The 21,662-nt window shown below is 72.3% G+C and carries 24 protein-coding genes; 13 read left to right on the top strand and 11 right to left on the bottom strand.

Annotated elements, in window-relative coordinates:
* Positions 1-51: 51 nt before the first annotated feature.
* Both OG276_RS25835 and OG276_RS25830 read right to left on the bottom strand, forming a co-directional pair.
* Complete coding sequence (locus tag OG276_RS25835; RefSeq protein WP_266909082.1) at positions 52-1,074, bottom strand: aldo/keto reductase; 1,023 nt, start codon at positions 1,072-1,074, stop codon at positions 52-54.
* Positions 1,071-1,487: a MerR family transcriptional regulator gene (locus OG276_RS25830; RefSeq protein WP_266909081.1), complete on the bottom strand. Its 417-nt coding sequence runs from the start codon at positions 1,485-1,487 to the stop codon at positions 1,071-1,073. The genes OG276_RS25835 and OG276_RS25830 overlap by 4 nt, the downstream gene beginning before the upstream one ends.
* Positions 1,488-1,538: 51 nt before the next feature.
* Here OG276_RS25830 and OG276_RS25825 point away from each other — a divergent pair, with 51 nt between their 5' ends.
* Complete coding sequence (locus tag OG276_RS25825) at positions 1,539-2,366, top strand: serine hydrolase (protein ID WP_266909080.1); 828 nt, start codon at positions 1,539-1,541, stop codon at positions 2,364-2,366.
* A 23-nt stretch (positions 2,367-2,389) separates the two neighbouring features.
* Here OG276_RS25825 and OG276_RS25820 read toward each other — a convergent pair whose 3' ends face one another.
* Positions 2,390-3,094: a pirin family protein gene (locus tag OG276_RS25820; RefSeq protein ID WP_266909079.1), complete on the bottom strand. Its 705-nt coding sequence runs from the start codon at positions 3,092-3,094 to the stop codon at positions 2,390-2,392.
* An 81-nt stretch (positions 3,095-3,175) separates the two neighbouring features.
* On the opposite strand from OG276_RS25820, the gene OG276_RS25815 reads away from it, so the two are divergent.
* From OG276_RS25815 to fabF, 5 genes are all read left to right on the top strand, one after another.
* Positions 3,176-4,393: a CdaR family transcriptional regulator gene (locus OG276_RS25815; protein WP_266909078.1), complete on the top strand. Its 1,218-nt coding sequence runs from the start codon at positions 3,176-3,178 to the stop codon at positions 4,391-4,393.
* 89 nt (positions 4,394-4,482) lie between these two features.
* Positions 4,483-5,415, top strand: a complete 933-nt coding sequence (locus tag OG276_RS25810) for an ACP S-malonyltransferase (RefSeq protein WP_266909077.1) — start codon at positions 4,483-4,485, stop codon at positions 5,413-5,415.
* Between the two features lie 19 nt (positions 5,416-5,434).
* Positions 5,435-6,439, top strand: a complete 1,005-nt coding sequence (locus tag OG276_RS25805) for a ketoacyl-ACP synthase III (RefSeq protein ID WP_266909076.1) — start codon at positions 5,435-5,437, stop codon at positions 6,437-6,439.
* 61 nt (positions 6,440-6,500) lie between these two features.
* The gene (locus OG276_RS25800; RefSeq protein WP_243329395.1) at positions 6,501-6,749 is read left to right on the top strand and encodes an acyl carrier protein; all 249 of its coding nucleotides are present in this window, start codon (positions 6,501-6,503) and stop codon (positions 6,747-6,749) included.
* 76 nt (positions 6,750-6,825) lie between these two features.
* Positions 6,826-8,091, top strand: a complete 1,266-nt coding sequence (gene fabF / locus OG276_RS25795; RefSeq protein WP_250745573.1) for a beta-ketoacyl-ACP synthase II — start codon at positions 6,826-6,828, stop codon at positions 8,089-8,091.
* A gap of 139 nt (positions 8,092-8,230) precedes the next feature.
* Here the strand turns inward: fabF and OG276_RS25790 are convergent, their stop codons facing one another.
* On the bottom strand, positions 8,231-8,725 hold the full coding sequence (locus OG276_RS25790) for a DUF3145 domain-containing protein (protein WP_243329390.1): 495 nt from the start codon (positions 8,723-8,725) through the stop codon (positions 8,231-8,233).
* 250 nt (positions 8,726-8,975) lie between these two features.
* Between OG276_RS25790 and OG276_RS25785 the strand changes: the two genes are divergently transcribed.
* Positions 8,976-9,887, top strand: a complete 912-nt coding sequence (locus tag OG276_RS25785; RefSeq protein WP_266909075.1) for a GDSL-type esterase/lipase family protein — start codon at positions 8,976-8,978, stop codon at positions 9,885-9,887.
* Between the two features lie 90 nt (positions 9,888-9,977).
* On the opposite strand, the gene OG276_RS25780 is transcribed toward OG276_RS25785, so the two are convergent.
* Positions 9,978-12,437: a beta-glucosidase gene (locus OG276_RS25780; protein WP_266909074.1), complete on the bottom strand. Its 2,460-nt coding sequence runs from the start codon at positions 12,435-12,437 to the stop codon at positions 9,978-9,980.
* A 166-nt stretch (positions 12,438-12,603) separates the two neighbouring features.
* Between OG276_RS25780 and OG276_RS25775 the strand changes: the two genes are divergently transcribed.
* The 3 genes from OG276_RS25775 (at position 12,604) to OG276_RS25765 (ending at position 14,997) form a co-directional block, all read left to right on the top strand.
* Positions 12,604-13,191, top strand: coding sequence for a TetR/AcrR family transcriptional regulator (locus tag OG276_RS25775; protein WP_266909073.1), 588 nt, complete (start codon positions 12,604-12,606; stop codon positions 13,189-13,191).
* 25 nt (positions 13,192-13,216) lie between these two features.
* Positions 13,217-13,990, top strand: a complete 774-nt coding sequence (locus tag OG276_RS25770) for a carbon-nitrogen hydrolase family protein (RefSeq protein WP_266909072.1) — start codon at positions 13,217-13,219, stop codon at positions 13,988-13,990.
* Between the two features lie 272 nt (positions 13,991-14,262).
* Positions 14,263-14,997, top strand: coding sequence for a class I SAM-dependent methyltransferase (locus OG276_RS25765; RefSeq protein ID WP_266909071.1), 735 nt, complete (start codon positions 14,263-14,265; stop codon positions 14,995-14,997).
* 16 nt (positions 14,998-15,013) lie between these two features.
* Here OG276_RS25765 and OG276_RS25760 read toward each other — a convergent pair whose 3' ends face one another.
* Complete coding sequence (locus OG276_RS25760; RefSeq protein WP_266909070.1) at positions 15,014-15,364, bottom strand: helix-turn-helix domain-containing protein; 351 nt, start codon at positions 15,362-15,364, stop codon at positions 15,014-15,016.
* Positions 15,365-15,461: 97 nt separating this feature from the next.
* Here OG276_RS25760 and OG276_RS25755 point away from each other — a divergent pair, with 97 nt between their 5' ends.
* A complete protein-coding gene (locus tag OG276_RS25755) occupies positions 15,462-16,394 on the top strand; it encodes an NAD(P)-dependent oxidoreductase (RefSeq protein WP_266909069.1) in 933 nt (310 codons plus the stop codon).
* Here OG276_RS25755 and OG276_RS25750 read toward each other — a convergent pair.
* The 3 genes from OG276_RS25750 to OG276_RS25740 all read right to left on the bottom strand — a co-directional run bounded on the left by OG276_RS25750 (position 16,384) and on the right by OG276_RS25740 (position 18,894).
* Positions 16,384-17,247 carry an EI24 domain-containing protein gene (locus OG276_RS25750; protein ID WP_266909068.1) on the bottom strand — a complete coding sequence of 288 codons (864 nt, stop codon included), beginning with the start codon at positions 17,245-17,247 and terminating at the stop codon, positions 16,384-16,386. The genes OG276_RS25755 and OG276_RS25750 overlap by 11 nt on opposite strands.
* A gap of 135 nt (positions 17,248-17,382) precedes the next feature.
* The gene (locus tag OG276_RS25745; protein WP_266909067.1) at positions 17,383-17,805 is read right to left on the bottom strand and encodes an organic hydroperoxide resistance protein; all 423 of its coding nucleotides are present in this window, start codon (positions 17,803-17,805) and stop codon (positions 17,383-17,385) included.
* 66 nt (positions 17,806-17,871) lie between these two features.
* Positions 17,872-18,894 carry an NADP-dependent oxidoreductase gene (locus tag OG276_RS25740; RefSeq protein WP_266909066.1) on the bottom strand — a complete coding sequence of 341 codons (1,023 nt, stop codon included), beginning with the start codon at positions 18,892-18,894 and terminating at the stop codon, positions 17,872-17,874.
* Between the two features lie 104 nt (positions 18,895-18,998).
* Between OG276_RS25740 and OG276_RS25735 the strand changes: the two genes are divergently transcribed.
* Complete coding sequence (locus tag OG276_RS25735) at positions 18,999-19,421, top strand: MarR family winged helix-turn-helix transcriptional regulator (protein WP_266909065.1); 423 nt, start codon at positions 18,999-19,001, stop codon at positions 19,419-19,421.
* Between the two features lie 82 nt (positions 19,422-19,503).
* On the opposite strand, the gene OG276_RS25730 is transcribed toward OG276_RS25735, so the two are convergent.
* Positions 19,504-20,268 (bottom strand): hypothetical protein, encoded by a 765-nt coding sequence (locus OG276_RS25730; protein WP_266909064.1) that lies wholly within the window; start codon positions 20,266-20,268, stop codon positions 19,504-19,506.
* 80 nt (positions 20,269-20,348) lie between these two features.
* On the opposite strand from OG276_RS25730, the gene OG276_RS25725 reads away from it, so the two are divergent.
* The gene (locus OG276_RS25725) at positions 20,349-20,945 is read left to right on the top strand and encodes a hypothetical protein (protein WP_266909063.1); all 597 of its coding nucleotides are present in this window, start codon (positions 20,349-20,351) and stop codon (positions 20,943-20,945) included.
* Here OG276_RS25725 and OG276_RS25720 read toward each other — a convergent pair.
* Positions 20,942-21,646, bottom strand: coding sequence for a triacylglycerol lipase (locus tag OG276_RS25720; RefSeq protein ID WP_266909062.1), 705 nt, complete (start codon positions 21,644-21,646; stop codon positions 20,942-20,944). The two genes, OG276_RS25725 and OG276_RS25720, sit on opposite strands and share 4 nt — an antisense overlap.
* Positions 21,647-21,662: the final 16 nt, after the last annotated feature.

The following is a 21,662-nucleotide window of genomic DNA, read 5'->3' as shown; positions in this document are numbered from 1 at the left end:
TTGAGGCGCGGGGGTCCGGGGGCCGGCCCCCGGCAACGGCGCCGCACGCGGTCACCCCTCGCGCGCCGCCGAAGTCGAGCTCATGTCCGGGTAGCGGTCGCCGGCCACTTGGGATGCGATCGGGTCCAGGAGGGAAAGCTCCTCGGCCGTCAGGGCGATGCGGGTCGCCGCCACGTTCTCCGTGAGGCGGGTCGGCTTGCGGGTGCCCGGGATCGGGACGACCGTCAGGCCGTGCACCGCCGCACGCCCGTGCACCCAGGCCAGGGCGATCTGGGCCGGCGTGGCCCCGCGGGCCGCCGCGATCTCCCGTACCGGCGTCAGCAGCGCGCTGTTCGTCCGCGCGTTGTCACCCGTGAACCGGGGCTGGTAGCGCCGGAAGTCACCGGCCGTCAGGTCCGCCGAGGCGTCCGCGAACGCCCCGGTCAGGAAGCCGCGCCCGAGCGGGGAGTACGGCACGAAGGCCACGCCCAGCTCCGCCGCCGCGCCCACCGCGCTGCGCTCCACGTCCCGGCTGAACAGCGACCACTCCGACTGGAGCGCCGCGATCGGGTGCACCGCGTGCGCCTCGCGCAGCTCGGCCCCGGTCACCTCGCTGAGACCGAGGTGGCGCACCTTGCCCTCCTGCACCAGCTCCGCCATCGCGCCCACCGACTCGGCGAACGGAACGGCCGGATCGCGCCGGTGCATGTAGTAGAGGTCGATCACCTCGGTGCCCAGCCTGCGCAGGCTGTCCTCCACCGCGCCGCGGACGTACGCGCGGTCGTTGCGGACCCCCCGGTACTGCGGGTCGTCCGTCCGCTCGATGGCGAACTTCGTGGCGAGGGTGATCCGGTCGCGGTGCGCGGCCACGAACGGTGCGAGGAACTCCTCGTTGGCGCCCCGCCCGTAGACGTCGGCGGTGTCGAAGAGGGTGACCCCGGCCTCCAGCGCCGCTTCCAGGGTCTGCCGGGCGGCCGCCTCGTCGGTGTCCCCGTAGAACTCGCTCATGCCCATGCAGCCGAGCCCCTGGACGCCCACCAGCGGGCCGCCCTTGCCCAGTTCGGCCCGCTCCATCCCGACGGTGTTTCCGGTCATGTCCGGTCTTCCTCTCCCGCGACGGTGCTGCGCATCGCATACGTGTCGATCTTGTAGTCCAGGACGGCGAGCGCGTCGGTCAGTTCCGTGATCCGCGTGCGCACCTCGTCGCGCGTGCGCTCCAGCAGTTCGCGCCGGTCGGCGGCGGTGTGCGGGCCCTCACGGACGAGTTCGGCGTACCGGACCATGTCCGCCACCGACATTCCGGTGGTGCGCAACTTGCCGACGAATCCGAGCCATTCGAGGTCCTTGTCGGTGAACCGCCGCTGACCCGAGTGGGAGCGGTCCACGTGCGGCATGAGGCCGATCCGCTCGTACCAGCGCAAGGTGTGCTGGGTCAGACCGGTCCGGGTCTCGACCTCGCTGATCGTGTACCGCGTCTGCGTCCGCAGGGGGGTCTGGGTCGGGCTCATGGCTCCACGCTAAATCCTTGGAGTGCACTCCAAGCAAGTACCCTCGGCCGCATGGAGAGCTTGCAGAGTCTGCGCAACATCGAGAACTGGCCGGTCCCGACCGCCGCCGCGGCCGTCGTCCACGCCGACGGGACCGTGCTCGGCTCCCACGGCCCGGTGGACCACCGCTTCCCGCTGGCCTCCGTCACCAAGCCGCTCGCCGCCTACGCCGCCCTCGTCGCCTACGAGGAGGGCGCGATCGAGCTGGACGAGCCGGCCGGGCCCGAGGGTTCCACCGTGCGCCACCTGCTCGCGCACACCAGCGGCCTGGCCTTCGACGAGCACCGGGTGACGGCCCCTCCCGGGCAGCGCCGCCTGTACTCCAACGCCGGTTTCGAGGAGCTGGGCGACCACATCGCGAAGGCCACCGGCATCCCCTTCGCCGCGTACCTGGCCGAGGCCGTCTTCGAGCCGCTGGGCATGGAGTCGAGCAGCCTGGAGGGCTCTCCCGCCAAGGACGGCGTCTCCACCGTCAGCGACCTCCTGCGCTTCGCCGCCGAGCTGCAGCAGCCCCGGCTGCTGGACGTGCGCACCGTCGCCGAGGCCACCTCCGTGGTGCACCCCGGGCTCAAGGGCGTCCTGCCCGGCTACGGCCACCAGACCCCCAACGACTGGGGGCTCGGCCTGGAGATCCGCGACGGGAAGGCCCCGCACTGGACGGGCGCCGGCTCCTCGCCGCGCACCTTCGGCCACTTCGGGCAGTCCGGGACCTTCCTGTGGGTGGACCCGGACGCCCGCGCCGCCTGCGTGGCGCTGACGGACCGCGCCTTCGGCCCGTGGGCCGTGGAGGCCTGGCCCCCGTTCACCGACGCCGTACTCGCGGAGCTCAGGACCCGCTGAGGCCCCCGCCTGCGGGACCGCTCCTAGGAAAACTCCCAGATCAGCACCTCGGCCGGTGATCCGGCGATCAGCGCCAGCTCCGGCTCGCCGGTGATCCGCGCCGAGTCCCCGGGCCCGAGCTCCGCACCGTCCTCCTCCTCGCCGACGGCACCGGCGGCGCCGTCCGCGCCGTCCGCGCCGTCCAGCCGCAGGTCTCCCCGTACGACGTGCAGGTACACCCGCGCGGCGGCCGGTACGGCGACCCGCTCGCCCGCGCCCGGACGCCGTACGTGCAGTACGGCACCGGCCGCGGGCACGGCGTAGGGCGTGTTGTCGGAGATTCCCCTGACCAGCTCGTACGAGGGCTCCCCGGCCGGATCGGCCGGCGCCAGCCACATCTGGACGAAGCGCAGCGGCCCGGGGCCGTCGTTGCGTTCCACGTGCCGGGTCCCGGACGCCGCGCCGAGGTGCTGCAGGTCTCCGGGCCGCACCAGGGTGCCGGCGCCCGTGGCGTCCCGGTGGGTGAGCTCGCCCTCGGCCACCCAGGTCACGATCTCGGTGTGGCTGTGGGGGTGCTCGTCGAAGCCCGCGCCGGGGGCGAGGCTCTCCTCGTTGCACGCCGTGACCGGGCCGAACCGCAGGTTGTCGGGGTCGTAGTGCGGGCCGAAGGAGAAGGCGTGCCGGGTGGTGATCCCCGTGTGGGGTTCCCCGCCCTCGTACCGGTCGGAGCCTCGGCGTACATCAATCATGGGGGCCACGGTAGCCCCCGGGGCGCGGCCCGGGATGAGACCGGACTCCGCGCAGCGGCCCCGATAAGGCAGTCTTGTCACGTGTCCCAACCCGAACGTGAGCATTCACCCGCGGCCCACCCCGCGCATCCGGCTCCGCCCCATCCGCACGCCGCGACGCTGCGACGGCTGGAGAAGTCCTCCGGTCGGCTCGCCGCCAACGCCATCGCGCGCATGGACGAGACGCTGTCGTGGTACCGGGCGATGCCGCCGGAGAACCGGTCCTGGATCGGCCTGGTCGCCCAGGCCGGCATCGCCGCGTTCACGGAGTGGTTCCGGCACCCCGATACCGCTCAGGCGATCTCCACCGACGTCTTCGGGACGGCTCCGCGCGAGCTGACCCGGGCGATCACCCTGCGCCAGACCGTCGAAATGGTGCGCACCACGATCGAGGTCATGGAGACCGCGATCGACGAGGTCGCGGCGCCCGGCGACGAGTCGATCCTGCGCGAGGCCCTGCTGGTGTACGCCCGGGAGATCGCCTTCGCGACCGCCCAGGTCTACGCCCAGGCCGCCGAGGCCCGCGGTGCGTGGGACGCCCGGCTGGAGTCCCTCGTGGTCAACGCGGTGCTGTCCGGGGAGGCCGACGAGGGCGCGCTGTCACGGGCCGCGGCCCTCGGCTGGAACTCCCCCGAGCACGTGTGCGTGGTGCTGGGCACGGCTCCGGAGGGCGACAGCGAGCTGACGGTCGAGGCGATCCGGCGGGCCGCCCGCCACCACAAGCTGCAGGTCCTCACGGGTGTGCTGGGCGACCGGCTCGTGGTCATCGCGGGTGGCAGCGACAATCCGATGCAGGTGGCGAAGTCGCTGATCGGGCCGTTCGCGGCGGGTGCGGTGGTCGCCGGACCGGTGGTCCCGGACCTGCTGAACGCCACGAAGTCGGCGCAGGCGGCCGCGGCCGGGCTCAAGGCCTGCACGGCCTGGCAGGACGCGCCGAGGCCGGTGCTCGCGGACGATCTCCTGCCCGAACGCGCGATCGCCTCCGACCCTTCGGCCCGCGAGCAGTTGGTGGAGGAGATCTACAGACCGCTCGAAGAGGCCGGCTCGGCGCTGCTGGAAACGCTGAGTGTCTACCTGGAGCAGGCGAGCAGCCTCGAAGGCGCCGCCCGGATGCTGTTCGTGCACCCCAATACCGTGCGCTACCGGCTCCGACGTGTGACAGACGTCACCGGCTGGTCGCCCTCGGATGTCCGCTCCGCGTTCACGCTGCGGATCGCCCTGATCCTCGGGCGTCTGGCCGACGGCGATCCTCAGTCCTAAGCTTTTGTCGGACATCAACAATTACCCCGATGGTTCTTCGTCCCTGTCCCCACGGGCGGCGCGGACCGAACACAAGAGAGAGTGTGAGGGTGCTCGTACTCGTCGCTCCCGGCCAAGGCGCACAGACGCCCGGCTTCCTGACTCCCTGGCTCGAACTGCCCGGCGCCGCTGACCGCGTCGCCGGCTGGTCGGACGCCATCGGGCTCGACCTTGCCCACTACGGCACGAAGGCCGACGCGGACGAGATCCGTGACACGGCCGTCGCACAGCCCCTGCTGGTGGCCGCCGGCCTGCTCGCCGCGGCCGAGCTGACCGCCGTTCCCCAGGTCGGCCCCACCGCCTTCGGCGCCGTGGCGGGCCACAGCGTCGGCGAGATCACCGCCGCCGCGTACGCCGGGGTCCTGTCCGACACGGACGCGCTGTCCTTCGTACGGACCCGCGGGCTCGCCATGGCGGAGGCCGCGGCGATCACCGCGACGGGCATGGCCGCCGTCCTCGGCGGGGACCCGGACGTGGTCGTCGCGCACCTGGAGAAGCTGGGTCTGACCCCGGCGAACGTCAACGGCGCGGGCCAGATCGTGGCCGCGGGGACCATGGAGCAGATCGCGGCCCTGGAGGCCGAGAAGCCCGAGGGTTCCATGAAGGTCGTCGCCCTCAAGGTCGCGGGCGCCTTCCACACGCACCACATGGCTCCGGCGGTCGCCGGCCTGGAGAAGGCCGCGGCGGCCCTCTCCCCGGCGGACCCGGCGCTGACGTACGTATCGAACAAGGACGGTCAGGTCGTGACCACGGGCGCCGATGTCGTCGCCCGGCTGGTGGGCCAGGTGGCCAACCCGGTCCGCTGGGACCTGTGCATGGAGACGTTCGCCGCACTGGGCGTCACCGGGATCGTGGAACTGTCCCCCGGTGGCACCCTGACGGGTCTGGCCAAGCGCGCGCTGAAGGGCGTACCGAGCGTGGCCCTGAAGACCCCGGACGATCTCGAAAAGGCCGCGGCGCTCGTCTCCGAGCACGCGGTCTGAGAGAAGGAGCCCACTCAGCATGTCGAAGATCAAGCCTGCCAAGGGCTCCCCGTACGCCCGCATCCTCGGAGTCGGCGGCTACCGTCCGGTCCGCGTGGTGCCGAACGAGGTCATCCTCGAAACCATCGACTCGTCCGACGAGTGGATCCGCTCGCGTTCCGGTATCGCGACGCGGCACTGGGCCTCCCCGCAGGAGACCGTCGCCGCGATGTCGGTGGAGGCCTCGGGCAAGGCCCTGGCCGCCGCCGGGATCGCCCCGGAGAAGATCGGCGCCGTGATCGTCTCGACGGTGTCGCACTTCAAGCAGACCCCGGCCGTGGCGACCGAGATCGCGCACCGCATCGGCGCGGGCAAGCCCGCCGCCTTCGACATCTCCGCGGGCTGCGCCGGATTCGGCTACGGCCTGACCCTGGCCAAGGGGCTCGTCGTCGAGGGTTCCGCGGAGTACGTCCTCGTCATCGGCGTGGAGCGGCTCTCGGACCTGACCGACCTGGAGGACCGCGCGACGGCCTTCCTCTTCGGTGACGGCGCGGGCGCCGTGGTCGTCGGCCCCTCGGACGAGCCGGCCATCGGCCCCACCGTGTGGGGTTCCGAGGGCGACAAGTCGGAGACCATCAAGCAGACCGTGCCGTGGGACGAGTACCTCGGCAAGGACGGCGGGAACAAGTTTCCGGCCATCACCCAGGAGGGTCAGGCGGTCTTCCGCTGGGCCGTCTTCGAGATGGCCAAGGTGGCCCAGCAGGCGCTCGACGCAGCCGGGATCACCGTTGATGACCTGGACGTCTTCATTCCGCACCAGGCGAACATGCGGATCATCGACTCGATGGTGAAGACTCTGAAGCTGCCGGAGCACGTCACGGTCGCCCGTGACGTCGAAACCACCGGCAACACCTCGGCCGCCTCGATCCCGCTCGCAATGGAGCGGCTCCTGGCGACCGGAGCGGCGAAGAGCGGCGACACCGCGCTCGTCATCGGCTTCGGGGCGGGGCTCGTCTACGCCGCCACGGTCGTTACCCTCCCCTAGGGCCCGGGATCCACATCCCGGGCTCCGTTTGACCCCAGCTAGCTATAGAAGGAGCGCCATCATGGCCTTCACCCAGGAAGAAATCGTCGAAGGTCTCGCGGAGATCGTCAACGAGATCGCCGGCATCCCGACCGAGGACGTTCAGCTCGAGAAGTCCTTCACCGACGACCTGGACGTCGACTCGCTGTCCATGGTCGAGGTCGTCGTCGCCGCCGAAGAGCGCTTCGAGGTGAAGATCCCGGACGAGGACGTCAAGGGTCTCAAGACCGTCGGCGACGCCGCGAGCTACATCCTCAAGCACCAGGCCTGAGCCTGACGAGCGTTTGTCGCCACCTGGCGGTGGCGCCGTGACAATTCACCCCCTGAAACGTGGAGAAAGAATTCCTGTGAGCCCGACCAATCGCACCGTGGTCGTCACCGGTATCGGCGCAACCACTCCGCTGGGTGGCGACAGCGCTTCGACCTGGGAAGGTCTGCTTGCCGGCCGTTCCGGCGTAAAGCCCCTCGAGGGTGAGCGCTTCGCCGAACTCCCGGTCCGCATCGCCGCGACCGCCGCCGTGGACCCGAGTGAGGTCCTCCCCCGGCCGCTGGCCCGCAAGCTGGACCGCTCGGCCCAGTTCGCGATCATCGCGGCCCGTGAGGCGTGGGCCGACGCCGGTTACACCGCCCCGGCGGGCGAGGACGCGTCCATCGCGCCCGAGCGCCTGGGCACGGTCATCGCTTCCGGCATCGGCGGCGTGACCACCCTGCTCGACCAGTACGACGTACTGAAGGAAAAGGGTGTGCGCCGGGTCTCCCCGCACACCGTCCCCATGCTCATGCCCAACGGCCCGTCGGCCAACGTCGGCCTGGAGGTCAACGCCCGCGCGGGTGTGCACACTCCGGTCAGCGCCTGCGCCTCCGGCGCCGAGGCCATCGGTTACGCCGTCGAGATGATCCGCACCGGCCGTGCCGACGTGGTCGTCGCCGGCGGTACCGAGGCCGCGATCCACCCGCTGCCGATCGCGGCGTTCGCCAACATGATGGCGATGTCGAAGAACAACGAGAACCCGACCACGGCCTCCCGTCCGTACGACAAGGCCCGCGACGGCTTCGTCCTCGGCGAGGGTGCGGGCGTCGTGGTCCTGGAGTCCGCCGAGCACGCCGCCGCGCGCGGCGCCCGGGTCTACTGCGAGGTGCTGGGCCAGGGCCTGTCCGCGGACAGCCACCACATCGCGCAGCCGGAGCCCACCGGCCGCGGCGTCTCGGCCGCCCTGCAGAACCTGCTCGACAACACGGGTCTGGACCCGGCCGAGCTGGTCCACGTGAACGCGCACGCCACGTCCACCCCGCAGGGTGACACGGCCGAGCTGAAGGCTCTGCGCAAGGTGCTGGGCGACGACCTCGACCACATCGCGATCTCGGCCACGAAGTCGATGACCGGTCACCTCCTGGGTGGCGCGGGCGGCATCGAGACCGTGGCCACGGTGCTGGCGCTGTACAACCGCCTCGCCCCGCCGACGATCAACCTCGACGACATCGACGACGACATCGACGCGGACATCGTCCGCGACGAGCCCCGCAAGCTCCCGGCGGAGGGCCCGATCTCCGCGATCAACAACTCCTTCGGCTTCGGCGGCCACAACGTCTCGCTGGCGTTCCGGACCGTCTAATGCGCCTAAACCGGCGCCGCTCTCGCGGAGCTGGTTGCTCGCCGCTGTGGTTCCTCAATTGATGGTTGCGGTGTTCGTCGTTTGAACACCACAGAAGGCCCGCCCGGATCACCCGGGCGGGCCTTCTGCGTGTCGGCGGCTAGACCACCTGGTGCAGCCAGCGCACCGGGGCGCCCTCGCCCGCGTAGCGGAAGGGTTCGAGCTCGTCGTCCCAGGGTTTGCCGAGCAGTTTGGCGATCTCCGCTTCCAGGTCCGTCTCGCCGTGCGCGGACCGGGCGAGGGCGGCGCGCAGCCGGTCCTCGGGGATCAGGATGTCGCCGTGCATGCCGGTGACGGCGTGGAAGATGCCCAGGTGCGGGGTCGAGCTGTAGCGCTCGCCCTCGGCGGTCGGACAGGGTTCCGCGGTCACTTCGAAGCGGAGCAGGTGCCAGCCGCGCAGTGCGGAGGCGAGTTTCGAGGCGGTGCCCGCCTCGGCCTGCCAGGAGAACTCGGCTCTCCAGGTGCCCGGGGAGGCGGGCTGACGGATCCAGTCGAGGTTCACCCGCACCCCGAGCACCCCCGCAACAGCCCATTCCACGTGCGGGCAGAGCGCGCGCGGTGCGGAGTGCACGTACAGGACTCCACGTGTCGTCACCGGGACCTCCAGTGTGGGACGAGGTCGGGAATAAACTCCAGAAAACGGACAGTATGTGACGTGATGTAATGTAACGGAAATTATTTGACATTGCGTTACGGGACTTGCGGCCGAAACGCCACGGGAAAAAGCTACCGTGCGCCGGGGGTCATGGTGTGACGTACGGTCGCTCCGAGGCCCGTAAACACAGAGCATTCACTCAGCAGGACGCCACCGAATGACGCGGGGGCGACGAGGAGGGACCTTCCGCATGCGCACCACCGCCCCACGCCGCCGCGCGCGTCGGACCTCCGCGGGCGCGGGTGCGGGCGCGGCGGCCGCCGTGCTGCTCCTGGCGGCGGGTGCGCTGACCGGGTGTTCGGCGGACGGGGCGAAGGCCGGGGGCGAGCGCGGGGCGCAGGCGGCCCCCCGGTGGAACACGGCGCCGGCCTCGGTCGCCGCCGTGGGCGACTCCATCACGCGCGGTTTCGACGCCTGTTCGGTGCTGGCCGATTGTCCGGAGGCCTCCTGGGCCACCGGGGACGACCCCGAGGTGCGTTCGCTGGCCGCCCGGCTGCTCGGCGAGGCCGAGGTGCCCGCGCGCAGCTGGAACTACGCGGTGACCGGCTCCCGGATGGCGGACCTGCCGGGGCAGCTCGCCTCGGCGGCCGGGCACAAGCCGGGCCTAGTCACGGTCATGGTGGGCTCGAACGACGCCTGCCGGCCCTCGGCTTCGTCGATGACTCCGGTGGCCGCCTTCCGCTCCGGCTTCGAGAAGGCGCTGGCCGGCCTGCGGGCGGCCTCGCCGGCCTCGCAGGTGTACGTCTCCAGCGTCCCGGACCTCCAGCGGCTGTGGGAACAGGGCAAGGACGACCCGATGGTGCGCCGGATCTGGAAGCTGGGCATCTGTCAGTCGATGCTCGCCGATCCGACCTCGGCGGCCGCCGGTGCGACGGCCCGGCGGGAGCAGGTGCGGGCCCGCGTGGTCGAGTACAACGAGGCGCTGCGCGAGGTCTGCGCGAAGGACGAGCTGTGCCGCTACGACGGCGGCGCGGTGTTCCAGTACCCCTTCTCGGCGGATCAGTTGAGCCGCTGGGACTGGTTCCATCCGGGCAAGGACGGGCAGGCGCGGCTCGCGGAACTGGCGCACCGACAGGTGACCTCCGCCGAGCCTCCGCGTTGACGCCGTAGAGGGATCGGACCGGGGGCGGGTGTCAGGGCCCGCCCCCGGTCCAGCTTGTGAATCACCTCTGCATGGGGTGATTTCCGGCCATTACAGGTCGAGTGCCGCCGTCAGCCGCGTGTCGCCGTGCGAGCGGCCCGCGCGGACCTCGTAGCCGCCGCCGATCCGCTGCCAGGAGCGGGAGGTCTCGTCCCAGATCTCGAAGGCGCGCTCCGGCAGGGGGATCTCCACGTCGACGCTCTCGCCGGGGCCGGCGGTCACGCTCGCGAAGCCCGCCAGCCAGCTCGCCGGGCGCTCGACGCTGTCGGCGACGGGCGCCAGGTAGACCTGTACGGTCTCGCGGCCCGGGCGGGTACCGGTGTTGGTGACGCGGACCGTGGCCTGCGCGGGGGTGGCTTCCAGGGACTCGTAGGACCAGTCCGTGTAGCCGAGGCCGTGCCCGAAGGGGTAGGCCGGGGCGATCCCGTGCTTCTCGTAGGCCCGGTAGCCGATGAAGAGCCCCTCGGTGTACTCCAGTCGCCCCTCGGTGGGGGTGACCTCGGTGACGGGCGCGTCGGCGAACTCGGCGGGCCAGGTGGTGGGCAGCCGCCCGCCCGGCTCGGCCTCGCCGAGCAGTACGTCGGCCAGCGCGGCCCCGCCCTCCTGCCCGGGGAACCAGGTCAGCAGGACCGCGGCCACCTCGTCGCGCCACGGAAGTTCCACCGGGGAGCCCGCGTTGACGACGACCACGGTGTGGGGGTTGACGGCGGCGACGGCGCGCACCAGGTCGTTCTGGCGGCCCGGGAGGGTGAGGTCCTTGCGGTCGAAGCCCTCGGACTCCACCCGCTCGGTGGTGGCGACGACCACGACGGCGGTGTCGGCGGTGCGCGCGGCCTCCACGGCCTCGGCGATGAGCTCCTCGGCGGAGCGCTGCGGGCCGAGGTGGAGGAAGGAGAACATGATCGCCTTGAGCGGCAGGGCGGACACGTCGGGGACCTGGTAGGTCAGGGAGACCTCGACGGCTTCGCCCTCGGTGAGGGCGAGGCGGGTCCGCTCGTTGGGGGCGCCGAAGAAGGCCTCGAAGGGGTCGGCCTCGTCACCCATCCGCTGGACGCCGTCCCAGCGGACCTCTCCGCCGACGGCGAGGGTGAAGGCGCCGAGTCCGCGGGTGCCGAAGGCGTGCTCGCCGCTCTCGCGCGGGACGAAGGCACCGGTGACCTCGATGCTCGCCATCGTCTCGTACGTGACGCCCTCGGGCAGGTCGTCGCCGATCCACTGGACCTGCCCGGTGGGCAGCGAGCCCGTGCCGAGGACGGCCCCGGAGGCGTCGCGGCAGATCGCGCGGAGCTCGAAGCCCTTGTCGGCGGGGGTCAGTTCGTCGCTGGGGTCGGCGCCGACGGTGAAGGTCAGCGCCCCGTCGGGCAGGGCTTCGGTGAGCCCGTCCAGCGGGGAGACGATCCGCTCGGGGAAGACGGTGGCCGAGCCGCCGCCGAGGACGCGGGCGTCACGGGCGGCGGCGCCGCTGAGCGCGACGGTGCGGCCGGGGGCGGTGTCGAGCGGGAGCACGGGCTTTCCGCCGGCGGCGGCCTCGTTGCGTACGAGGACGGAGCCGCGGGCGGCCAGCTCGCGGGCCAGGGCCTGACCGTCGACGGGGGCCGGGAGCTCGCCGACCGCGGCGGGGGCGCCCTCCAGGATGCCGACGCGCGCGGCGAGGCGCAGGACGTTGCGGACGGCGTCGTCGACGGCGGACTCGGGGACCTCGCCCGAGCGGACGGCTTCGGCGAGCGGGGCGCCGTAGACGGAGACGGGGCCGGGCATGACCACGTCGAGGCCGCCCAGGATGTCGCCGGTGGTGGAGCGGGCCGCCATCCAGTCGGAGACGTTGGCGCCGTCGAAGCCCCACTCGGCGCGCAGGACCTCGTTGACGAGGTGGGTGTTCTCGCTCATGAACACGCCGTTGACCCGGTTGTAGGCCGTCATGATGCCCCACGGGTGGGCGTTCTCGACGATCGCCTCGAAGGGCGCCAGGTACAGCTCGCGCAGCGGGCGGGGGGCGATGACGCTGTCGACGGTGAACCGCTCGGTCTCGGCGTCGTTGCCCACGAAGTGCTTGACGGTGGTGCCGACTCCGCCGTCCTGGACGCCGTTCACGTAGCCGCTGCCGACGGCGCCGGTGAGGTACGGGTCCTCGGAGTAGCACTCGAAGTGCCGGCCGCCGAGCGGGGAGCGGTGCAGGTTGACGGTGGGCGCGAGCAGGACGTGGACGCCCTTGCGGCGGGCCTCCTGGGCGAGGAGCCGGCCGGCCCGGCGGGCCAGCTCGGGGTCCCACGCGGCGGCGAGCGCGGTCGGGGAGGGCAGGGCGATCGACGGGTCGTCGGCGGTCCAGCGCACGCCGCGCACCCCGATGGGGCCGTCGGAGAAGACCAGGGACTTCAGTCCGATCTCGGGGACGGCCGGCAGGGACCACATGTCCTGGCCGGCCAGCAGCCGGGTCTTGGTGTCGAGGTCCAGCTTGCCCAGGGCCGTCTCCACGGCTTCGTTGCGGACCTGATCGGCATCGGTCACGGCCATGCCTCCTCGTTGGGTGCGGGTGCGCGGTGCGGCGCGGTGACCCCATGGTGGACCCGTTACCTGTAGAGCGGTAGGGTTCGTAATCTGTTCGTGATACTTCAGATGGCGACACGGCCATGCCGTACGGTCCTGCTGGCAGCTGTGGAACGGAAGGGGTGGCGGGGCGATGGTCAGGGCCAGGAGTGAGGAACGGCGCGTGGAGATCGTCCGCGCGGCCCTCGAAGTGATCGCCGAGCGCGGCTACCGGGGCGCCGCCCTGGGCACGGTCGCCGAACGCGTGGGCCTGACCCAGCAGGGGCTGCTGCACTACTTCCCGAGCAAGGAAGCCCTGCTCGTCGCGGTCCTGGAGGAGCGCGACCGCTGGGACACCGGCGGCGGCACCCGCGCCCTGGCCGACGCCTGGCGCCCGGACCTGCTGGCCTCGCTGGTGGAGTACAACGCCATGCGGCCGGGCATCGTGCAGACCTTCTCGGCACTGCTCGGCGAGAGCGTCACCGACGGCCACCCGGCACGGGAGTTCTTCGCCGAGCGGTACGCGCAGGTGCGCGCCGCGATGGCTGACGTGCTGCGCGCGGAGTACGGCGACCGGCTCCCCTCGGGCCTCACCCCCGAGCAGGCGGCCCCCCTGCTGGCCGCCGTCATGGACGGCCTCCAGTACCAGTGGCTGCTGGCCCCCGAGTCCGTGGACATGCCCGGCACCTTCCGCGCCTTCCTGGACCTGATCCAGGGGCCCCGGGCCGAAGACTCGCCCTGATCTCCGGGCTGGCATGCTGGGCCGGGTGAAGATCGCTGCCGCGCAGCTGAGCTGCGCCCCCGCCGACGTGTCCGCCAACGCCGCACGGGCGGCCGCACTCGCCGTGCGGGCGCGGGAGGAGGGCGCCGCGCTGGTGGTGTTCCCCGAGCTCACCCTGACCGGCTACGAGCTGGCCGCGCTCGCCGCCGACCCCGGCCTGTGGCTCGCCGACGCCGAGGATCCCCGGCTGGATCCCGTCCGCTCCACCGGGATCGCCACCGCCGTCAACGTCGCGCTGCGCATGGACGGCCCCCGGCCCGTCATCGCGACCCTGGTCCACGACGCGGACGGCTCCCACGTGACCACGTACGCCAAGCAGCACCTGTTCCGTCACGAGCAGGAGGTCTTCGCCGCGGGGACGGGCCCGGGGCGGTTCGAGCTCGGCGGGATCCGCTTCTCCCTGGGGATCTGCTTCGACAACCACTTCGCGGACGTGCCCGGCGCGGGCGCCGCGGCCGGCTGCCGGGTCCACCTGGCGAGCTCGCTCTACGGCACGGGCGACGGCATCGCCGAGCGCGCCGCGATCCACCCGGGGATCGCCCGGGACTTCGGGATGTACGTGGCCCTCGCCAACCACGTCGGACCCGCCGGGCCGTGGACGGGCTGCGGGGGCGCGGCCGTATGGGCGCCGGGCGGGGCCCTGCTGGCCGAGGCGGACGCGCACACGCCGTCGGTCGCCGTGGCGGAGGTGCCGGCGGAGGTACCGGCTGAGGGTCGGACCGAAGGAACGGGCACTCTGACGGCGCAGGCACCGGCCTGACGGGGCGTCCGGGGCGCCCGCCGGGCAGGGCCGCACCGGGGAGTGCCCGGCTCCGGAACCCGTACGGAAACAGGGCCCGGACCGGCGGAGAAAGGGCTCGCGGGGGCGCTGGGAGGGCCCTTGCGGCACCCGGCCTCCCTGCCCGCGGGGGCGGGCACCGGGTGAGTGCCCGCAGGTCGCCACAAGGCCCGCCAGCCACCCCATGCACCCCGTCTGACCTGGGATTTCATGCTGTCAGCCGATAAAATCGGGGACAGCTGAAGGGGGTTCGGATGGACCGGAACATACGCAGTGTCGACGATGTGCTCGCCCTCATGGACGGCCTCTTCGCGCCCGAAGCGGACCGCTGGACGGCCGGGGGCTCCGCCTGGTGGGACGGCTTCTACGCGGACCGCGAGCGGCCGGTCCCGTTCTTCGCGGCGAAGCCCGACGAGAACCTGGTCTCCTGCCTCGACCGCGGGCTGATCCCCGCGGGCGGCCGCGCCCTGGACCTGGGCTGCGGTCCCGGCCGCAACGCCCTGCACCTGGCCGCGCGGGGCTTCGAGGTGGACGCCGTCGACCTCTCCCCGACGGCCCTGGCCTGGGCCGAGGAGCGTGCCCGTACCGCGGGGGCCCGGGTCCGCTTCCACCAGGGGGACGCCTTCGGTGCGGCCGGCGCCGGGCTCGTGGGCCCGTACGACCTGATCTACGACTCGGGCTGCTTCCACCACCTGCCGCCGCACCGCCGGGTCAGCTACCTGGCCCTGCTGGACCGGCTGCTGGCGCCCGGCGGCCGCTTCGCCCTGACCTGCTTCGCCTCCGGCGCGATGGGCTCGGAGCTGCCGGACGCGGAGTTCTACGGCAGGGCCCGCCTCGAAGGCGGGCTCGCGTACACGCCGGAGGCGCTGGCTCACGTCTTCGAGGGCCTCACCGAGGTGGAGCTGCGCCGGATGAACGACGAGCCCGCCTCCTCCGACGCCTTCGGCGAGGCCTTCCTCTGGACGGCGCTGTACCGCCGCCCGGAGTGAGGGCCCGGCCCTTCGGTCAGAGGGGGACCGTCTGGGCGGCGTCGGGGAGCAGATGCTTCGCTCCCCACGCGCCGAGGGCCTCCAAGGCCCCGTTCAGCTCGTGGCCGAGCGGGGTCAGGGAGTACTCCACGCGCGGCGGGACCTCCTCGTAGACCTCGCGGTGGACGATGCCGTCCGTCTCCAGCTCGCGCAGCTGGGCCGCGAGCACCTTCTCCGAGACCCCCGGGACCAGTCGGCGCAGTTCGCCGAAGCGGCGCGGGCACTGCTCCAGCTCCCACAGGACCGACACCTTCCACTTGCCGTCGATCACGGACATCGCCGCGGCGATCCCGCAGTGATCCGCACCCGGCCGCTGTGTCATGGCCATCACGCACCCCTCCCCACCTGTTCGCTCACCTCGGGGTAACCACCCACTCCGAAGTGCGTACTTGAGCACCTGGCGGCCCTCCACCAGGCTAAACGGCATGACCGACACCAGCACGAAGAGCAGCACGAAGAGCAGCACGAAGACCGGCACGACCGGCACGAAGACGCCGCTCACCCTCCTCGGACTCGGCTCGATGGGCACCGCCCTCGCCCGCACCTGGCTCGCCGCCGGGCACCCCCTCACCGTCTGGAACCGCACCCCCGCCAAGGCCGGGGCCCTCGCGGCCGAAGGCGCCGTCGTCGCCGCGAGCCCCGCCGAGGCGGTGGCGGCGAACGGCCTGATCGTGGTCTGCCTGCTGGACCACGCCAGCGTCGGCGAGGCCCTGGAGGGCCTGGACCTCGCCGGCAAGGACCTGGTCGACCTGACCACCGGCACCCCCGCCGACGGCCGCGCCCGGGCCGCGTGGGCCCAGGAGCGCGGGGCCCGGTTCCTCGACGCCGGCATCATGGCCACCCCGTCGATGATCGGCGCTCCCGCGGCCGGCGGGTACGTCTTCTACAGCGGCTCCCCCGACCTGTTCGAGGAGCACCGGAGCACCCTGGAGGTCCCCGCCGGCGCCCGCTTCGTCGGCTCCGACCCCGGCCACGCGGCCCTGCACGACGTGGCCCTGCTGAGCGCGATGAGCGGGCTCTTCGCCGGGATCTCGCACGCCTACGCGCTGATCGAGGGCGAGGAGATCTCCCCCGAGGACCTGGCTCCGCTGCTGACCGAGTGGCTGGGGGCGATGGGCTTCTTCGCGGGCGCCGCCGCCGGGCGGCTGGTCTCGGGGGACTTCACCACGGGAGTCGAGTCGAACCTGGCCATGCAGGTCACGGCGAGCTCCACCTTGCTGCGGACCGCCGCGGAACAGGGGGTCAGCCCCGAACTGATCAGTCCCTACCTGGACCTGATGCGGGAACGGCTGGCGGCCGACCCGGCGGCCCACTCCGGCGAGGACACCGCCGGGGCGATCACTCTGCTCAGGCGCTGAGCCGCTTGCCCTGCGGCTGACCCTGGCCCTGGCCCTGCCCCTGGCCCTGACCTTGCGCCTGGCCCTCTGTCTGAGCCTGGCCCTGGCCCTGACCCTGCTCCGGCTCCCGCTCCGCGTCCTCGCCCACCAGGTCCCGGACCATGAGCGTCGCCCCGGCCACCGCGCCCGGCATCAGGAACACGGCGACGAGCGGCACCAGGAAGGACAGGACGAGCGGCACCCCGAAGCCGAGGGCCAGCATCCGCCGGCCGCGCAGTAGCGCGAGCTGCTCGGTGAGCTGCACCCGGCGGCGCATCAGGGCGACGGAGGTGAGCTCCTGGGCGAGGAAGAAGCCGGAGACGCAGAAGCCGAGGACCGGGACCACGGTCTGCCCGATCACCGGCACGAAGCCGAGCGCGAAGAGCAGGATGCCGAAGAGCAGCACCCGGCCCAGGATCCGCAGGCTGTCCCGGGCGGAGATCCACAGCTCCTGGGCGAGCGTGAGGCCCGACTCCGGGACCTCGCCGCCCTCGGTGCGGTCGACCTGCTCCGAGAGGGACTCGTAGAACGGCTGGCCCACGAGCAGGGTCACGGCGGTGAAGGTGATCACCGCGAGGAAGAGTCCGAGGCTGAAGACCAGGGCGGTCAGGAAGCCGCGGAAGAGCCCGAGCCACGGGGAGGACCAGCCGTCGGCGAAGGGGGTCGCCCAGGCGGTCAGGTCGTCGGCGCCGTAGCCGAGGCCGATGAGCGCGCCGGCGTACAGCACCAGGGAGACGAGCCCGGGCAGCAGCCCGAAGCCCAGCCACCGTCCGTGGCGCAGTACCCATCGCTGTCCGGCCAGCAGATAGCCGAATCCCCCCGCAAGATCACGCATGGTGCCAGTTTAGGGCTGGCGTCCGGTCAGGTGGACGCCGGGCGTGACGAAGGCCGCACCCCGGTGCCGGGGTGCGGCCTTCGATGTACCGGTCGTACCGGATCAACCGGACGAACCGGCCGAGCGGGTCGGAGATCAGACCGCGAGCTCGACCGTGATGTTGCCGCGGGTCGCCTTGGAGTACGGGCAGACCTGGTGGGCCTTCTCGATGAGGTCCTTGGCGGTGGCGGCGTCCACGTTCGGGATGGAGGCCGAGATCTTGACGATGATGCCGAAGCCGTCGTCGTTCTTGCCGATGCCGACCTCGGCGGTGACCGTGGAGCCGGTGATGTCGGCGTTCTCGTTGCGGGCGACGACGCCGAGCGCACCCTGGAAGCAGGCGCTGTAGCCGGCGGCGAACAGCTGCTCGGGGTTGGTGCCCTCGCCGCTGCCACCGAGCTCCTTCGGCGGGTTCACGACGACCTCGAGGCGACCGTCGTTGGTGGCGACGCGACCGTCACGGCCGTTCTCGGCGGTGGCAACAGCGGTGTACGCGACGTCGGACTGCTGGATGGACATGTAAGGAAATCCTCCTGGTAAATCGCCGGGACTCGCGCCCACGCGTCACGGCGGTGTGGAGTGAGCCTAACCGGTGAAAGAAACGATCATCTTTCCGGTGTTGTCGCCGCGCAGCATTCCGAGGAAGGCGTCGGTGGCGTTCTCCACTCCCCGCACGACCGTCTCGTCGGCGACGAGCTGCCCGGAACGCAGCCAGCCGGCCACGTCCTGGACGAACTGCGGCTGCAGTCCCGCGTGGTCTCCGACCAGCACGCCCTGCAGGCGCAGGCGCTTGCCGATGACGAGGGCGAGGTTGCGCGGACCGGCCACGGGCTCGGTGGCGTTGTACTGGGCGATCGCCCCGCACAGGGTGGCCCGGCCGTGGACCTTCAGGGAGGAGATGGCGGCCTCCAGGTGGTCCCCGCCGACGTTGTCGAAGTAGACGTCGATGCCCTCGGGCGCGGCCTCCTTCAGCTGCTCGGCGACGGGGCCGCTCTTGTAGTTGAAGGCGGCGTCGAAGCCGTACTTCTCTGTGAGGAGGGTCACCTTCTCGTCGGAGCCGGCGGAGCCGATCACCCGGGAGGCGCCCTTGATCTTCGCGAACTGGCCGACGAGGCTGCCGACCGCTCCGGCCGCGCCGGAGACGAAGACGGAGTCGCCCTCCTTGAAGGAGGCGACCTCGAAGAGCCCGGCGTAGGCGGTCAGGCCCGGCATGCCGAGGACACCGAGGTAGGCGGAGAGGGGGGCGAGCGAGGCGTCCACCGGGGTGGCGTGCTTGGCGTCGACGTCCGCGTACTCGCGCCAGCCCAGACCGTGCAGGACGTGGTCGCCGACCGCGAAGCGCTCGTCGGCCGAGGCCACAACCTCGCCGACCGCGCCGCCGTCCATGGGCTGGTCGAGCTGGAAGGGCGGGATGTAGGACTTCACGTCGTTCATCCGACCGCGCATGTACGGGTCCACGGACATGTGGAGGTTGCGCACCAGAATCCGGCCGGCGGCGGGCTCGGCATTGACCGGGACCTCGCGCAGGGCGAAGTCCTCGGCGACGGGCCAGCCCTGCGGGCGGCGGACGAGGTGCCACTCACGGCTGACGGCGGGGATCTCGGACATGGCGTCACTCCTGGGGAGGGGGAGAAGTGCAAAATGCTTCAGGACGTGAAACAACCATGCGCCTGGATATTTCATGTTGTCAAGTAAATGGGTACGCTGGATCCATGCCCAGCCGTCGCGCAGACCCCCTGACCCTCGAGGTCGTCGAGCTCATCGGCGACGTCGTGACCCGCTACCACCAGGAGTACGAGCACGCGGCCTCCAGCCACCAGCTCACCGGTGCCCAGGCACGCGTGCTGAACCTGCTCTCCCTGGAGCCGATGCCGATGCGCAAGATCGCGCAGAAGCTCCGGTGCGAGCCGTCGAACATCACCGGCATCGTGGACCGCCTGGAGAGCCGCGGGCTGGTCGAGCGCCGCCCCGACCCGGCCGACCGCCGGGTGAAGCTGGCCGCGCCCACCGAGGACGGCCTGCTGACCGCCGACCGGCTGCGCGAGTCGCTGGACTTCGCCCGGGAGCCCTTGGCCGGGCTCTCCACGGCCGAGCGCGCGGTCCTGCGGGACCTGCTCCGGCGGATGCTGGACTGAGGCCGCGGACGGCCTGCGGGCCGTCCGTACGCCCCGAGCCTCAGGCCTCAGGCCTCAGGCCTCAGGCCTCAGGCCTCAGGCCTCAGCAGAAGAACCACCAGCAGTCGACGGTGGGCCTCGGGGTCGGAGTCGGGGTCGGGCTCGGGGTCGGCTTTCCGCCGGGCTTCCCCTTGGGCCCCTTGGAGCTCGCGCTCGCGCTGGGACTCGGGGAGCCGCCGGCACCCGAGGTGGTCGGAGCGGCGGACGTGGGAGTCCGGGAAGCACTGCGCGACGGTCCCGCCCCGGAGGCGGAGCCCGACGCCCCGGCCGTGGAGCCCCCGGTACTCCGGCCCGTGCCGCCCTGCTTCGTACCCCCGGCCGTGGCCTTCGCGGAGCCGGCGGCCGGACCCTTCGCCGAAGCCGTCCCCGAGGGGGCGACCGGATCCCCCGTCAGACCCGGGGCCGGCTCCGCGGGAGCCGCGTCGTCGGTCAGCACCACCGTCGCCGCCCGGTCGGTGCGCGCCCCGTCGGTCGCCAGCCGGGCCATGCCCAGGGTGACTCCGGCGGCGAGAACCAGCCCGAGCCCCACGGTGAGCGCGGTCCGGCGGCGTCGGCGGTGCCCGGTGCGGCGGCGGGCCGCGGCACGGCCCTGGGCCCGGCCCTGGCCGTGCCCCGGTTCCCCGGACAGCACGACGAGGGAGTCGGCATACACATCCGCGAGCGCGGCCGGGTCGCTTCCGAACACGGCGGCGGAGCCGGGGGCGGGCGCGACCGGCGCGGCGGATATCAGGCGTTCGGCCGGGGTCCCGCATCCGGCGCACGCCAGCGCGCCGTTGAGGTACCTGCGGCAGGCGATGCAATAGTCCATGGCGACCCGCAGGCTACGCGTTCGCTCACAACGGCCGTATACCGGGATCGTGAGGATCCTGTGTGGAAGGGTTCGGGTCCATGACGAAGACTCCGGGGACGGCGCCCCTCACCCCGGGCCCCTTCGGCCCCGCCGGCTTCCAACTGGTGCTGCTGCGCCGGATGGCGGATTTCCAGCCGGGGCTCGCGGAGGAGGCCCGCCGGCTGCTCGGCGCCTCGCTCGCCGAGCAGCGGGAGGCCAACAAGCGCTGGCAGGCCATGGTCCGTTCCCCCCGCTCCCGGGGCGCCCTGGCCCGCTACCGCTCGGTGCTCGGACCGCCCGAGGCCGTCTCCTCCCGCACGATCGGCGATCTGACGTGCGAGGCCCTGCTGTGGCCGGTGCCGCTCTGGCCCGATCTGCGCTTCGAGGTGCTCGCCGCGCCGGACGGGGCCGTCTGGAACGAGTGGCTGGTCCGGGCCCCGGGCGCGCCCGGTCCCGTACTCCGGTCGCCGCAGGACCTGCTGCCCTGGTCGGCGACGGTCGACGAGGTGGCCCGGGCCTTCGCCCCCGTCCGCCCGATGGAGGGCACCGCGCCGACGCGGTGGCGACTGGCTTTCACCGCGTCGGGGCGGGCCTGCGTGGCGGAGTTCACGTACGGCCTGCTCCAGGAGGTGTCCGTGGAAGCGGTTCCGGTCTAGGAGCGCAGGAAGGCCCGTACGCCCGCCGAGGTGGGGTCGTCCCCGAGCAGGTCGTTGTGCTTGAGGCAGCCGACCGGGGTGTTCGTCGCCCCGGTGAGCGGGACGCTGTCGTCGGGGTTGATGACCTCGTCGCAGTTGGACCAGAAGGTGGCGTACCGCACCGCGCCGGGGGTCTCGTCGCCCGAGTTCAGGTTCTTCACGACGTAGGAGCCGGGGGTCATGTCCCGGCAGGCCTGGTCCCACAGGGCGCAGGCCCAGGCGGTGGAGGTGCCCCGGTTGGGGCCGGCGAGGGAGACCCAGCGGTCCACGTACGGGGCGCCGCCGCCGAACTTCACGTACCAGCGGGTGACCAGCGAGCCGAAGGAGTGGGCGACCAGGTCCACCCGGGCTGCGCCGGTCTGCCGGCGGACCTCGTCCACGTAGGCGGCGAGCCGTCCGGAGAGGACCTCGTTGACCGACTGATGGGTGTCGTAGCCGAAGGAGAAGAGCTCGGAGTCGGCGTATCCGTCGGCGCGCAGGTCCGCGCGCAGGGAGCCCCAGACGCCGGGGTCGGCGTTGTAGCCGTGGACGAAGACCACCGGATTGCGCGCGGCGGCCGGTCCGGAGGGCGCGCCGGAGGCCTGGGCCGGGAGTGCGGGCGCCGCGAGCAGCGCCAGGCAGAGCGTCAGCAGGGCGAGCAGTCTCTGGCGCACCGTCAGCATCGGGTCCCCTTTACCT

Origin of the sequence: Streptomyces sp. NBC_00086 (assembly GCF_026343255.1) — a bacterium.
GTDB lineage: Bacteria > Actinomycetota > Actinomycetes > Streptomycetales > Streptomycetaceae > Streptomyces.
Note: the sequence above shows the minus strand (reverse complement) of the source record. Positions and strands in the feature narration are given on the sequence as shown.

Coding starts and splice junctions, on each gene's coding strand:
- OG276_RS25785 (WP_266909075.1), top strand. CDS start 8,976: ATGCGCACCACCGCCCCACGCCGCCGCGCGCGTCGGACCTCCGCGGGC.
- OG276_RS25775 (WP_266909073.1), top strand. CDS start 12,604: ATGGTCAGGGCCAGGAGTGAGGAACGGCGCGTGGAGATCGTCCGCGCG.
- OG276_RS25740 (WP_266909066.1), bottom strand. CDS start 18,894: ATGTCCGAGATCCCCGCCGTCAGCCGTGAGTGGCACCTCGTCCGCCGC.
- OG276_RS25760 (WP_266909070.1), bottom strand. CDS start 15,364: ATGGCCATGACACAGCGGCCGGGTGCGGATCACTGCGGGATCGCCGCG.
- OG276_RS25750 (WP_266909068.1), bottom strand. CDS start 17,247: ATGCGTGATCTTGCGGGGGGATTCGGCTATCTGCTGGCCGGACAGCGA.
- OG276_RS25765 (WP_266909071.1), top strand. CDS start 14,263: ATGGACCGGAACATACGCAGTGTCGACGATGTGCTCGCCCTCATGGAC.
- OG276_RS25820 (WP_266909079.1), bottom strand. CDS start 3,094: ATGATTGATGTACGCCGAGGCTCCGACCGGTACGAGGGCGGGGAACCC.
- OG276_RS25735 (WP_266909065.1), top strand. CDS start 18,999: ATGCCCAGCCGTCGCGCAGACCCCCTGACCCTCGAGGTCGTCGAGCTC.
- OG276_RS25830 (WP_266909081.1), bottom strand. CDS start 1,487: ATGAGCCCGACCCAGACCCCCCTGCGGACGCAGACGCGGTACACGATC.
- OG276_RS25720 (WP_266909062.1), bottom strand. CDS start 21,646: ATGCTGACGGTGCGCCAGAGACTGCTCGCCCTGCTGACGCTCTGCCTG.
- OG276_RS25805 (WP_266909076.1), top strand. CDS start 5,435: ATGTCGAAGATCAAGCCTGCCAAGGGCTCCCCGTACGCCCGCATCCTC.
- OG276_RS25780 (WP_266909074.1), bottom strand. CDS start 12,437: ATGGCCGTGACCGATGCCGATCAGGTCCGCAACGAAGCCGTGGAGACG.
- OG276_RS25730 (WP_266909064.1), bottom strand. CDS start 20,268: ATGGACTATTGCATCGCCTGCCGCAGGTACCTCAACGGCGCGCTGGCG.
- OG276_RS25745 (WP_266909067.1), bottom strand. CDS start 17,805: ATGTCCATCCAGCAGTCCGACGTCGCGTACACCGCTGTTGCCACCGCC.
- OG276_RS25825 (WP_266909080.1), top strand. CDS start 1,539: ATGGAGAGCTTGCAGAGTCTGCGCAACATCGAGAACTGGCCGGTCCCG.
- OG276_RS25800 (WP_243329395.1), top strand. CDS start 6,501: ATGGCCTTCACCCAGGAAGAAATCGTCGAAGGTCTCGCGGAGATCGTC.
- OG276_RS25725 (WP_266909063.1), top strand. CDS start 20,349: ATGACGAAGACTCCGGGGACGGCGCCCCTCACCCCGGGCCCCTTCGGC.
- OG276_RS25755 (WP_266909069.1), top strand. CDS start 15,462: ATGACCGACACCAGCACGAAGAGCAGCACGAAGAGCAGCACGAAGACC.
- OG276_RS25835 (WP_266909082.1), bottom strand. CDS start 1,074: ATGACCGGAAACACCGTCGGGATGGAGCGGGCCGAACTGGGCAAGGGC.